Annotated in this window: 11 protein-coding genes; 3 read left to right on the top strand and 8 right to left on the bottom strand. The window is 38.4% G+C overall.

Annotated elements, in window-relative coordinates; translation table 11 throughout:
- Positions 1 to 362: zinc ribbon domain-containing protein (locus A0J48_RS23945; protein ID WP_200327093.1), on the top strand; the 362-nt coding region annotated here is incomplete at its 5' end.
- A gap of 144 nt (positions 363 to 506) precedes the next feature.
- Here A0J48_RS23945 and A0J48_RS23940 read toward each other — a convergent pair.
- On the bottom strand, positions 507 to 845 hold the full coding sequence (locus A0J48_RS23940) for a DUF433 domain-containing protein (RefSeq protein ID WP_200327092.1): 339 nt from the start codon (positions 843 to 845) through the stop codon (positions 507 to 509).
- Between the two features lie 116 nt (positions 846 to 961).
- Here A0J48_RS23940 and A0J48_RS23935 point away from each other — a divergent pair, with 116 nt between their 5' ends.
- A complete protein-coding gene (locus A0J48_RS23935; RefSeq protein ID WP_200327091.1) occupies positions 962 to 2,206 on the top strand; it encodes a WD40 domain-containing protein in 1,245 nt (414 codons plus the stop codon).
- Between the two features lie 153 nt (positions 2,207 to 2,359).
- Here the strand turns inward: A0J48_RS23935 and A0J48_RS23930 are convergent, their stop codons facing one another.
- Together A0J48_RS23930 and A0J48_RS27245 are read right to left on the bottom strand one after the other, a co-directional pair.
- Positions 2,360 to 2,545 carry a hypothetical protein gene (locus A0J48_RS23930; protein ID WP_234301125.1) on the bottom strand — a complete coding sequence of 62 codons (186 nt, stop codon included), beginning with the start codon at positions 2,543 to 2,545 and terminating at the stop codon, positions 2,360 to 2,362.
- Positions 2,546 to 2,656: 111 nt separating this feature from the next.
- Positions 2,657 to 6,373 (bottom strand): hypothetical protein, encoded by a 3,717-nt coding sequence (locus A0J48_RS27245; protein ID WP_234301124.1) that lies wholly within the window; start codon positions 6,371 to 6,373, stop codon positions 2,657 to 2,659.
- A gap of 235 nt (positions 6,374 to 6,608) precedes the next feature.
- On the opposite strand from A0J48_RS27245, the gene A0J48_RS23915 reads away from it, so the two are divergent.
- Positions 6,609 to 7,187 carry a Uma2 family endonuclease gene (locus A0J48_RS23915; protein WP_200327089.1) on the top strand — a complete coding sequence of 193 codons (579 nt, stop codon included), beginning with the start codon at positions 6,609 to 6,611 and terminating at the stop codon, positions 7,185 to 7,187.
- A gap of 144 nt (positions 7,188 to 7,331) precedes the next feature.
- Here the strand turns inward: A0J48_RS23915 and A0J48_RS23910 are convergent, their stop codons facing one another.
- The 5 genes from A0J48_RS23910 to A0J48_RS23890 all read right to left on the bottom strand — a co-directional run bounded on the left by A0J48_RS23910 (position 7,332) and on the right by A0J48_RS23890 (position 12,873).
- Positions 7,332 to 7,628: a hypothetical protein gene (locus A0J48_RS23910; RefSeq protein ID WP_200327094.1), complete on the bottom strand. Its 297-nt coding sequence runs from the start codon at positions 7,626 to 7,628 to the stop codon at positions 7,332 to 7,334.
- Positions 7,629 to 7,707: 79 nt separating this feature from the next.
- Complete coding sequence (locus tag A0J48_RS23905; RefSeq protein WP_200327088.1) at positions 7,708 to 8,649, bottom strand: ParM/StbA family protein; 942 nt, start codon at positions 8,647 to 8,649, stop codon at positions 7,708 to 7,710.
- An 819-nt stretch (positions 8,650 to 9,468) separates the two neighbouring features.
- Positions 9,469 to 10,722, bottom strand: coding sequence for an alpha-L-fucosidase (locus A0J48_RS23900; RefSeq protein ID WP_200327087.1), 1,254 nt, complete (start codon positions 10,720 to 10,722; stop codon positions 9,469 to 9,471).
- A gap of 487 nt (positions 10,723 to 11,209) precedes the next feature.
- On the bottom strand, positions 11,210 to 12,091 hold the full coding sequence (locus A0J48_RS23895; RefSeq protein ID WP_234301123.1) for a ParB/RepB/Spo0J family partition protein: 882 nt from the start codon (positions 12,089 to 12,091) through the stop codon (positions 11,210 to 11,212).
- A 29-nt stretch (positions 12,092 to 12,120) separates the two neighbouring features.
- Positions 12,121 to 12,873: a ParA family protein gene (locus A0J48_RS23890; protein WP_200327086.1), complete on the bottom strand. Its 753-nt coding sequence runs from the start codon at positions 12,871 to 12,873 to the stop codon at positions 12,121 to 12,123.
- Positions 12,874 to 13,391: the final 518 nt, after the last annotated feature.

The following is a 13,391-nucleotide window of genomic DNA, read 5'->3' as shown; positions in this document are numbered from 1 at the left end:
CTGCTGCGGGTATTCATTCTCGTTCTGTGGGGAAGATTGAACGGGGTTTGACATTGAAAATTAATCGCAAAACTCTTGGTGGTTTGGCGATCGCTCTTGGTGTACCCCAAGAATATTTGGATGCTGTCGTTAAGGGTGAGGAAGTTTCTCTGGTTCAAGGGGTTAAGTTTTGTCCACAATGTTGGAATCCTGGGGCTGCTGCTGACCCTTTGTGGGCAAATGTTAGGGCTAAGTTTTGTTATCTGTGCGGTACACCATTACGGTCTTGTTGTGATCACTGTGGTGAGTTGGTGGTGTCTCTCAAGTATAAGTTTTGTCCTATGTGTGGACGTTCTTATAAACCTGTGGTTTCAAATCGCTAGAATCTATACAGGACAAGGGTTTTCAGTCTCTATTTCCGTTTTTGCAGGGATCTCGGCTCAATCCCTCTTAGATAATGAACTATTAGAATTTTTAGACGACACTAATATATCTATAGACTCAATTACTAGCATTGAAGTTGCTTCTTAAATCACCGAACAGTCCGCCTCATTACGCTTAATTGCCAGTTCGATTTCATCAGCATGAGCTTCTGCATAAACCCAAGCATTAGCTAAATCTGTAGCTGTAATGCTAGGATAGCTTGTCAGAAGGTCAGCATCACTGTATCCAAGATGACGACCTTGCACAAGTACCCAAACGGGGATACGAGTTTTTGTAATGCGTGCTTCTCCACCGCAGACTCCAGGGGTTTTCTCAATTCCTTGCCAACTGCTACTAAGGCTTTGAGCAAGTATCTGTATAGCCTGGACTTTTTCATGAGGACTGAGGGCAAGAAGTTGTTGTTCTAACTTTTTGAGTATCACAGCTATCATCCTTTAATAATTTTATCAGGCTACATTTACAATTTTATATTTGACCCAAAAGTTAACCTCGTTTTTTGACCAAATCACTAAACTAATCTATCAGTTACAAATATTCTATGGCACATTCTGAAAGCCTGCAAAAAATACTACATCGTATTAAAAAGGGACAGCACACCGATGAAGATATAAAATTATTACAACAACTGCTTGCCGATAACCCTCAAATAGCATTACAAATAGGTAAAAATATCGTCAATATTGGGGAAGGTAAAGAAATTCATATAGGCGATCGCATCTATCAAAACTGGGATGAACAAGCAATCCAAGCCTTAGTTAAAGCTATTCAAAAAATAAATTGGCGATGTGTCGCTAGTTTAACAGAGAATGATTTCACTCAAGTTGAAAGCCAATCCTTGGGAATTCCTATAATAGATAAATTAGCTAAAAATTTAACTGATTTTTCTCAACAATCTGTGATGCGTTATGGATTAAAACTAGCTTTTAGTCCTAATCAAGAATATTTTATTAGTGGCGGGAATCAAATTATTAAACTTTGGCTGACAAACTCACGAGAAATACTACAAGAAATATCTGTTCCCTTTTGTACAACAGGTATTTTTGATTTATGGTTTACCTCTGTAGCAATTAGTCCAGATGCTCAATTAATTGCTGCTTGTAAAGCTTATCAAATATACATTTGGCGTATGGGTTCATTACATCCACTTCATACATTTGGTAAAACTCTTTTGAGTAATTTTTTAGATGTTTTCGGTTTTGATTCAGTCGCTTTTAGTCCTAATAACAAAATATTAGCGGCCAATGATAATCAAGATATTAAATTGTGGGATGTAGAAAGCGGCAAAGAAATCGCTAAATTATCTGGTCATTCTGATAAAGTAACCTGTGTTGCTTTCAACCCCCAAAACGCACGAATTATTGCTAGTTGTAGCTACGATAAAACTATCAAACTATGGGATATAGATAGTAAACTATGTTTAGGTACACTTGCAGCACATCGAGATGCTGTTTATACGCTAACATTTAGTCCAGATGGAGAAATACTAGCTAGTGGTAGCAATGACAATACTATTAAACTTTGGTATTTGAATTCTGGAGAAATACCTCAAACTCTGCGACAACATTCAGATGGCGTTACTTGTCTTGTATTTAGTCCAGACGGTAAAACTTTAGTGAGTGGAAGTAATGACGAAACAATTGTAGAGTGGAAAATTACCGAAAACGAATCACAAACTTTACCTGAACGACATCGCAGAGGTGTGACATCAATTGCAATTAGTCCAGATGGAAAAACATTAATAAGTGGAGGAAGAGATCAGACCATTAAAGTTTGGCAACGATAAAATTAGGTAATGTTGACAACAGTAATAGAAAAAATAACCCTATATAAAAAGCGGATTACACTTTCTTTCAGGTTTAGATATCGTTTTTTCATTGCAACATACTTATTATAACTAGACAAAAATTATACTGCTTCTGCACAACTTTCACAAGTTTTATCTATTCAATTCGATATTATGATTTTGATTGCGGTTTCCATTATTTGATATCTCCTGTTTACTATTTAATGATGACTGAGTTGAGTATAGAGATTGCCCAGAGGATATATTTGTTGATAATTGCTCCCTTTGTAAAACCATCTCCTCTAACTCACTAGCTGCTGCTTCTGAAAGCGGAAACATCTCCTCACCCGTGTACATATTCCCTCTACAAATCGTCCGGTTATTCTCATTCCGCACAATAAAATCACCACTACGCTGAACATAAGCTGTCCACTGTCCACCAATCTTAAATTATTCAATTCCACTCCTTTCAGATTCATACGCTATTGGATGTTGATAAGTAATACCGATCGACTCAACCACATCATCAAACATTTCCGTCCGCCAAAATCCCCGATGAATACCTGGCAACTCTCCAGCATTATCTAACGTTCCTTTTGATTCTGATAATGTCACATCTAAAAATTCTATCGAATCATCATTAACTTCAATATTATCTAACTTGTTCTCTAATTCTATTAAGTTCGCTTTTGACGAATTTTTGTTTTCTGATTTAGATTCATACAAGATTGAACTTGAATCAAATTCTAATAAAGTTGCATCTGAAAAATCCATCAAATCATCAACTTCAACAGTATCTAATGTATCTTCTGATTCTATTAATGTAAAGTCTGAATATTCCATCAAATCTTCCACTTCACCAGTATCTAATGTATCTTCTGATTCTATTAATGTAAAGTCTGAAAATTCCATCAAATCATCATCTTCTTCAACATTATCTAACTTATCTTCCAATTCTATTAAGTTCACATCTGGCAACTCTATTGAATCAGCATTAACCTTGAGGATAATACTAGAACCTTCTGGTTTCAACGTAGCTACAAACTTAGTTCCAACAGGTAACTTAGGACTATCAGGGGCAAAAGTGCCTAAATTCTGACCATCAATTTGTAATATCGGTGTACCGTTATAACGATAAAAATCTGGGTGTGATTCAGGTAATTCAAAAACACCTACTTCTAAACTCACACTCTGCTTTTTCCATTGCTGACTGGCAAAATCTTCATCAGCAAAATCATTATATTTAATCCCCAATACTTTAATTTCATCAAATTGAAATTCCTGAAGTTGCTGACATACTTCTTCTGTAAATAAATTATATGCCAAAGCACCTACACCTGTATCTTGACGTGATTCTGCCCAACAATGATCTGCGGGAGAAATAATTCTTAAATCTCTGGGTATATTCAACTCATTTATATCATTAAAGTTATCACCAAATTTAGCTGTTAATTTTTCTGCTATTTTCGGTGATAAGTCTTTAAAAGCAAATTCAATCACAGGTAATTGGGGATGAATCGTAGCATCAAATTCAATTCCTTTTTGTTCTAAAGTTTCTTTCCATTTTATCGCATTCTCACCAAAAGGAACGCTCAAAACATAAGTATCTTTTGGTAATGCTGCACTGGGCATTTCATAATTATGCTCAAAGGAAAATGTAGTTTCTATCTGTGCTGCTAATTCTAAACATTGCTTACGATGTCTATCTAATTCTGGACGGGTGTGTTGTGTGTGCCAGAGTGCTGCTGCACCTTCTAACCTTTCCTCTGGTGTGGTAAATATTTCATCTATTTCTGCTCGATAACTATCGTAAAGTTTGCCCAATTCTTCATTAAATGCTTCTCTATCATCTCCTACTCTTTGTTTAATTTCTTCTCTCGATTGTTGAAATCTGGTTTTTAATTCTTCTGCCCATTCTAAGGCATCTACTGATAATGTTTCTTTGGGAAATAAATAACGAAATTCATGTCTATCTCTGCTGCGAATCCGAGTAGGTTGCCATAAGGGATTTACTACTTCTCTGGCTATGACATTTATCGCTCCTGGGGCATCTGCTGGCATGGAGAAGGAACGATAAAGCCGTTCGTCTTTTTTAAAGTCAAAAAAGTAACTAGGATGGGATTCTGACCATTTTTTAGCATCTGCTAATAAGTTCGCACCATCAATTTCTTGAATGTCTTCTAATCTTTCGGCACTTTTGGGTGAATCTACTTCTACTTGTAGTGCTTGAAAAAGACGATTTAACAGTTTCCTTTGTCGTCTGGTAAATCGTTCAATATTTTCACCTTCACGGGGCGTTGATGATTGTACTCTTCCAATGTTTGTTGCTACTAATCCTACTTTATTTTGGTTGGCAACGGCGGCTATTTGCGATAAGTCACGGTATTTTAAGTTGCCTTGTTCATCTGTGATTTCTGTATATGCTAGTTTAGGACGCTGTTTAACTGGTTCAAATCTGCCTGGTTCTCCTGCACGGAGTGTTTCTTTGGCAATATTGGGTAGTTTACTTGCTGGACTCACCATTAACTGGTCGCCGTCAAAGTCTGCTTGGTGGTATTCTTCAGCGTCTTTGGGGTGAATCCACACTACGTTGCGAGTTTTCTTGAGTTCTGGGTCATGGATGTTACTGTAAAGGCGGATGTTGTCTGAGTTGACGATGGGGTAACGGGTGAGAATGACTTCTCCTTCTGGTAGGTGGGGGACGCAAATTTTACCTCGTGGTAGGCGATCGCATGGCATGGCCATTCCTGAACTATGGCTGTATCCACTTTTAATGGCTAAATCACGCCATTGATTGGCTATATAATCTGTGGCAAATTTGCGAAATTTGGGTGTTTCAATTAATTGACCATATTTATCACTGCGGAGTAGGGAAATCCAGCGAGATTCTTGTATTTGATTGTTGGTATTATTGTCTATTTCATTAATTGTTTCTTCTGTTTGTTCTTGTTGGGATTGTTGTTGTTTGTCGTATTGTTGAATAATGTATTTTGCTAGTGCTAATGGATGGCGTTGTAATTCGGCTAGTTGTTGGGCTTTTTCTTGGGTTGGTTGAGTTAAATCTTGTTTGATTGCTGCTTCTGAGTACCAAATGGTAAACTGCCAACTGTTATCGTAGCTGGTGGCTTTGGCATTACCTCTATTACCTATTACTGCTTGGGGAAAGTTGTATTCACCGCAAGGGATTAATTTTTTCAGATGGGATTTTTTGATGCCTTTGATTGAGGAAATATCCATGATGATGTCGTAATCTTGAGCATCTGTTAATTTGGCATCTGGTAAAAAAGTTCCTTTGGCTAAAAAGCTGGTTTTGGGATATTTTGAATTTATACAATCATTTTCTTTATCTTGTGAAAAAATTGTTTTATGTAAATTTGAATATTTCTGATTTACACAATCATTCTCTTCATATTGTGAAAAATTTCCTGCGGATGAATTTTGAGATTTTGAATTTATATCATCACTTTCTTCATCTGTTAAAAAACTTCTTTTGGCTAAATTTGAAGATTTCGGACTTACACTATCTTTTTCTTCTACTCTTATTCCTCCGTGTCCTCTGTGGTTAGATATTCCATTACTTGTGTGTACGTTCTGAGATTCCGATTTATCAATATTTTCAACCCAAGATTTCATCCATGCAAATCGAAATTGTAATGGACAGTTGCGTTCTCCTCCGAGTTGTTTAGCTAGTCGCGGTGAAATCTTGCCGTGACAGTCTCCAGTTTTGTAATCAGCATATTGTGGGTCTGTAAAGTCTACAATTTTAACTCGTAAGTTTGTAAATGTTTCTGAACCTTTATAGCAATTACTAACTAATAATGAACCATAACGACAAGCGGTATCCGGCTCTGTAGCAAATAATTGTCTGATTTTCTTACGCAGTGCATCATCAGCAAAGTAATAGTTATCGCCTGAACTAAAGGCTAATTTGCGTTTGATACCATCTTTAAATGTTCTGGTTTTGAGATGATTTGCGTCTGGATTTTTACTGTCAATTTTTACCAGGAGTAATGATTTTAATTCTTCTGGCTCGAATATTTGTGCTAATAGGGAGTTTTTGATGATTTCTGGTTCTGATAGATATCTTCCTTTGCCGTTGTTGTACGACCCATCAAAAATAGGTATACTCAGTCCAGAACCTTCTATGATTTTAGTAGTTAAATCCATTACCAGTAATCTATTAGATAGCTGATCTAACAACGAATCGCACTTCTAATATTTATCCTGGCATGGAATTACACCCAGTGAAATCATCCAAGTGGATATTTTACTCTTGGCGCGGTGACTAAGGGTAAATCTAGCGAAAATGAGTGGAAAAGGAAGCCGATACAAAAAAGCTAATTAAGGTATTGTTGATGAAAGCGATTTTAATTTGTATTGAGCGCAGATGAGGTAACAAAAAATGATTGCTGTAAAAGATAAGTTTCCTAAGTTAACACCCGAAGAATATTTTGTCTGGGAAGAAAAACAACTGCTTCGCCATGAGTATATTAATGGTGAAGTTTACGCTATGAGTGGGGGAACTCAAAATCATGGCCGAATTGCTAGTAATTTTATTTTCATTGTTAAAGGTCATTTACGGGGTAGTGGTTGTCAGGTTGGTAATTCCGATTGTCGTGTAAATATTTTGGAAACGAAGGATTATGTTTATCCTGATGTGAGCGTTACTTGCGACGAGCGCGACCGCACTGCAATCCAAGCAATTCAATATCCCTGTCTAATTGTTGAGGTTTTATCTCCCAGTACAGCCAGTTATGACCGAGGGGATAAATTTAGATTGTATCGTCGCAATCCTAGTTTGCAAGATTATGTTTTGGTTGATGCTGAGAAAATAGCAATTGATTTATACCGCAAAAATGATCGCGGTAATTGGGAAATTTTTAATTATCAGCCGGGGGATAATATCGAGTTACGAAGTATTGATTTAAGTTTTCCCATTGAGTCGGTTTATGAGGATATTGTTTTTGAGGAATTAGGATAAATCGCTAGTATTTCTAGGCGTTTACGCAGCTAAATTTAATATTTTGCAGCCAAGAATCCTTCTAATAAGGCTTTTGGGCAAAAAAGCAAATGCGTAACAGCTTATCAGTTTGGGAATGAATGAAGCAACACCAAAGTATAACAGTCACAAATCAAAATCAAGGGTAAATGTTTCGCCATCAGCATCGTTGCGATTTTCTGGTGATGATGGAGTTGAAGGGGGCTGGTCTTGTTGGGTTGGGTTTGTAGCAATCGGGTTGAAAGCCGGGGTATGTGTAACTTGTGTAACTACTTGTTGCATAGGGAATGCACCCTTTTTGAAAGCAAAATAGCAATCAATGATAAAGTAAAGCGTCTCTAAGTAACTTTTATCTAGTTGCTGTGATTCGGCAAATATACGTTCTCGGTAACTATCTTTAATCCGAACTTTTTCCGGTGTCATTGGCTTCGTTCCCATTCAAATTAGTTGATTCAAAATTCGCCATTACCCCTCAAGCTCAAATCAGGGGCGGTCAGGAGTGCTACAGATTCTTGTTCATCATGGCTTTTGCAATCCCTAGCAATCCACAGGCATTCGCTTCTACGGGATTATCCAGAATTTTAAACCCGTTCTTCTCCAATAGCTTCTTAAATCCAGGTAACAAGCAACCTCCACCAATTGCCCAAATTTCATCCCCCTGGTGCTTGGCATCTAGTGTCAGGCTTACGGGTTTCTTTAAGAATTTTTCATACCAATCTTTCAAACAACTGGTGTAGATATCTTTAATATCAATGTCACGACTGTATCTGGTATGTCCCCTTTCCAAACAAAATCGAATCTGGGAGGCGTTGCCGATTTTCCCTCCGTTGAGACGTTTCATTTTTTCGGCAATGTCTTCGATGAGAACTTCTACACCTGCGGGGTAGGGAGTGTGGACTTCTCGCTTTCCTTGGTTGTAACGAGAATAAAGTGTAGTTCCATTACCAAAATCTAGGACGGTGAGTTTGGGTGGAAGTTGATGCCCAAACAATGCACCCATTCCTTCTGGGACAACTTTGATTATTTCTAGGGTGACATCTGATTTTTTGCCCGCAAGTATTGGTTGATATTCTCCGTTGAGTTCTTGTTTTAAATCTTCTGCTAGTCCTATGTCATGTAAGCTGACGACTAATTTTAAATGCCAAGCTTTACGATGTGGCAGATGTGCTAATCCACCAAATAACATCAACAGTGCATTTTTAATTTTGTTTTCGTTGTGGTCTGTGTTGCGGTCAAAATGATAACCTGTACGAAAGGCAGATTCTCCCACGGTGTAAGCTACACCATCTAAGACGATTCTTCCTGGTACATCTTCCATCTCGGCTGTGGAAATATAACTGGGGATACGAACAACTTCAAATCCATCTACGAAAAGTTTCAAACTGCCGTAACCGTTATCGAATCCTGCTGGAAAAATTTTTTGCAAGGCGTGAATGTTGGGCATGGGGGTCAAGTGGGATACAAAAAAAGGGTGGCACAAAAATACCCTAAGTATCTCCTATATATACCCTAGATAGGGGCTAAAAGTTTAATTATTTTCAAATTTCGCGTTAGGGTATATTTATCCCATAAGTAACCCCTAAATATACCCCAAATTATTGGATTTTAGCAAAAGATACCCTAAGTATCACCTATATATACCCTATGTAGGTGATATTTAAGGGCTAAAGGGAATAGCCATAATTCTCAAATTTCTCATTGGGGTATACATAGCCCCTATAAAACCCCTGTATATACCCTAACTGAATTTTAGCTAAAACAGCAGAAGCCTATTTTTTGGACTTTTTTAGAAGGAGAAGTTGGACATCCATTTTTGAAAGGTAAAGTTGGACAACCTGTCCAAAATCTTCTTCAAGTCACAGCAAAGATGGACTGTACCACCCAATCACATAAATTATGGAAGTGCGATTCGTTGATTATTGACAATACCTTCAGGGGGCGACAAAGAAGCTAAAGTTGAGGCAGGGTGTGGGGTGTAGGGTGTAGGGTTTTTTCATGACTCACTCTACCATCGCCTAGAGTTTTATCTTGGTGTATTCAGGGTTTATCATGGTATAACTATCTAATAACAGCATAGTTAACCTTCAATCAAGACGATATTTTTCCAGGGGTTTGTCATCCCAAACCCTTTGACTATCTTTGTTTCACCTTGCTTGTCGCCCCCTCAAGACAATACCTTTTCATTGGCCAGGAAAGAGCGCAGACTTAAAGAAATTCTGCATCCTTGAGACACTCTTGGAGTGGTGGACTAATGGACTACCTTTTAGGTTAAAGAGGAGTTGATATCAATAGCAATCACTGTAGCGAACGAATTGATGACTGATTCAGGTACAAAAATTGTTAATTCCCCCAGTGGGTCGGAATTTAAGAGGGAATCTATAATTGCACAGCGACTTATATAGGTAAGGGCTGTACCGTCAGCAAGAATAGATACTGATTTCACTCGTTTTATTGGCACTCCTCTAACCGATATTGTTTCGTAAGGTTTCATTAATAGGTGTAGATAAATACGGTCGCCCTTACAGGTTGAAGGACCATAAAATTGCCAAGGTTCTAGTCCAGGTGTTGTATCGAGTATACTTTCAGAATGCTGAGACATCCATTCAGCTATATCTTCTAGACGCTCTAACTGCTCAGGCGGAATTTGTCCATTGCCCATTGGACTAATATTAAGTAAGAGTTTACCGCCTTTAGCTGCCACTTCGCACAATGTATGAATCAGTTGCCGAGAGGATTTGAAGTGGTGATCATCTGGGTTATATCCCCAACTCTCGTTAATAGTCAGACAGGTTTCCCACAAATGAGCCGGAGGTTGGGGGGGAATAAATTGCTCAGGAGTTGCAAAGTCTCCACAATTGGGTAAGCGGTCATTAATAAGAATATCGGGTTGTAAATCACGAATCATTTTTCCCAATTTTTCAGCTTGCCATTGCTCTGGAGTCCTTTCCCAACTCCCGTCAAACCATAAGATGTCAATTTGACCGTAGTTGGTCAATAATTCTCGGATTTGATTGAACATAAACTGAATATATCGCTCCCACTGTTGCTGTGTGGGTTGAGGCAGTTGCTCAAACCGATAAGGTTTATCAGCTTCCGTAAAAGCCGGATAATCAGGATGATGCCAGTCTGAAAGTGAAAAATAAAGCCCAACCCGCAATCCTACAGAGCGCATAGCTTCAATATATTCACGGACAATATCTTTTTTATAAGGTGTAGATGCAATAGAAAAATCTGATTCTTGAGTATGGAATAGAGCAAACCCATCATGATGCTTGGTAGTTAATATGGCATACTCTACTCCTAAATTTTTTGCTAAATATGCCCATTTTTGAGGATTGTAATCTTGAGGATTGAAAGTATTGACTGTACGGTAATATTCTTCAACCGGAATATCTTTGCAGAAAGGAAGACTGAATACACCTCCAACCATAGGCCAAGATAACTCACGTCCCTGTTGGGAACTATGACTCCAGTGAATAAACATCCCCAGTCGTGCTGTATCAAACCATGTACTCATAATGATGAAATTTAAATTAGTTTTCTACATTGAACGGTAGTCAGCAAATTTGACATAACCAGGTGAACTCGCCAAACTGCACGAGTCGCTTATAAGTAGTCGTGCAAAATAAATTTCATAGTTAGGAGAGGGAACAGGGAACAGGGAACAAGTGAGATTTATAGATATTTGTTCTTAAATAACTATGTGCAATTAATTTTGCCTGGGTACTTATCTCAAGTCTAAAGACACGCTCGCTTTACGCCTACCGGACAACTTGTAACAGTATTGTAAAACTTCGCCGAATTTATAAACAAATACGATCTAACAGTCGTTTAAGTTCACACTGACAAAGTGATAGTTATCGCTCTTTCATCATAGAATGTGCAATTTAGGATTTTAAATTATTTCGATCAACAGAAAATCAAAGTTTCAACCCACTTTGATGAAAAAGCGTTATGGTGATGCCTGTTATGTTTTTATTGCTATCGGCTTTTCAGTTACAACATCATTCCTGAGCAAGCAATTCCTCTATTTGTGCTAAGAGTGTTTCTAAACGACTCCATTTCTGCTGGTCTTCCCAAACCTTTGCCTGTTTCACTCGCTTCATTGTTCCTTCTATCCGCTCTTTACGTTGATCAGGATCAGAAGGGGGTTGTATAGCTTTAATTCGTGACTGGATTTGAGTTAAGGACAGGTTTTCCGCAATTGCTACTGCTAGTAATTCCTGGCGTGCAGTTTCGTCTTTAATTCGAGCTATCACTTTCGCTTTTGTGTAAGCAATTTTTCCTTCACGCAGTGCTGTTAACACATCCTCCGACAAGTTTAATAATGGCAGACGATTTTTGACAAAGGATTCCCAAGTCATTAACCCCAAACTCTTAAACACTTCTTCCACTATTTGAGCTTCTGGGTTAGGCATAACGTTATGCCTAGACTCATCTTGCTTGTCTGCTGCATTTTTCATTCTATACAACAAAGGAGTAATATCGGCAACTTCACTTCCTAAACGAATGGCTAAAAGTTGCAAGATGCCCTCAGTTTCCTCAACTGGGTTCAAATCCTCACGGCAGAGGTTCTCAATCAAAGAAAGCTGCATAGCTTCTTCATCGGTGAGTTCTCGAATTACAACTGGCACTTCCGCTAGACCAACTTCTTTTGCTGCTCGATAGCGTCTTTCTCCAGCTACCAGTTCATGTTTATTATCTGGACGAGAACGCACCAGCAGTGGTTGTAGAATCCCATGTTGCCGCACGGACTCTACTAATTCCTGCATTGCTTGTGGGTCGAAGTAACGCCTTGGTTGCTGCTGTGGGAGACAAATTGATTCAATAGCAACTATTTCAGCTACAGATTGAGACTCCCCAAACAGGATATCCAAAGGTTTCATTTGTTAATATGGGCGATCGCGCCTACTACTCATAACTTTTCTAGACCTTGTGCAATTTTCTTGAGAATAGGCACAGCAGGGTGTCTGCGATTATAGACTGCCAAAGGTACATGATCTTCGGATGCGTCAGCAAAAGCTGTAGAACGAGGAATAGCTGGGTAGACCACACCCACTGCTGCTAATTGTTGTTGGATAGCTTCTAAAGTTCGGGCATCCTGAATATTACGACCATCATACATAGTAGGAATAAACCCAGCGATCGCTAGTTTACGATTGGGACGCGATCGCACTCTGGCAACCGTATTTAACAATAACTCAGTTCCACAAAATGCCTTGTATTGAGTTTGAATTGGAACTAAAACGTGAGTGGCTGCTACCAAACTGATGTAACTCAGCAATCCCAAACTAGGTGGACAATCTATCAATATAAAATCATATTGATCAACTATTGGTTCTAAAGCTTCTTTGAGTCGGATATCTCGCATATCTGCTACCACTAATTCTAATTCAGCAGCACTCAAATTAATATTGGCAGGAGCTAAATCTATACCATGAACTTGAGTTTGAATCGGTAATGGGACAGAATGCAAAATGGAGTCATAAACAGTTTGCTCTAGTGCTGTCGGGTCTAGCCCCATAAAAGTTGTAAGCGACCCTTGAGGGTCCATATCTATCAACAGTACGCGATGTTTACGCTCCTGCAAATGGTAGGCAAGATTCATAGCTAAACTCGATTTACCTACACCACCAGACTGATTAAAAAGTGTAATTATGCGTGTCAAATTTTTGCCCCCTAACAATCTTATTAAGTGAAGAAGTGGAGTTTTTCAAGAAGAATGGACGCAGAATTTCAAAGTTTCCTACAAGTTATCATCAAAAGTCTGTCCTTTTTTACAGCCCTATCCTATCGAAGTAAACGTTAATCAAGTTTTAGTTTGTAGCTGATTTACTGGTGAAACTTGGTAACAACTCTTTGAAAAACTGATTTTTAGCGGATTTTCAGACATCGAACTCAAGTATTATTGCATTTTCAATTCAGCAGATAATCAACTAGAAAATTTCGCTTTTTTGTGTGTTAATTTCCTTTCATAGTATCGCTGCTTCTGCTGGGTTACAGCGATTATAAAAGTTTTGCATAATCGCCGCTAGGCGTTTGCGTAGCACGCTATAAGCATAGGGTAGAGACAAACAATATGTAAGAGGGAGTGGCCATTCGCAAAGTAGGTACAAAGGAAGAGTGCGATTCGTTGTGAGTGAATCACGATATCCAGTTCGTAAATAACCTCACCAACCCTACCTA

This window comes from Sphaerospermopsis aphanizomenoides BCCUSP55, from assembly GCF_001586785.1.
Lineage (GTDB): Bacteria > Cyanobacteriota > Cyanobacteriia > Cyanobacteriales > Nostocaceae > Sphaerospermopsis_A > Sphaerospermopsis_A aphanizomenoides_A.
The sequence above is the reverse complement of the archived record's forward strand: the minus strand, read 5'-3'. Positions and strand labels throughout refer to the sequence as shown.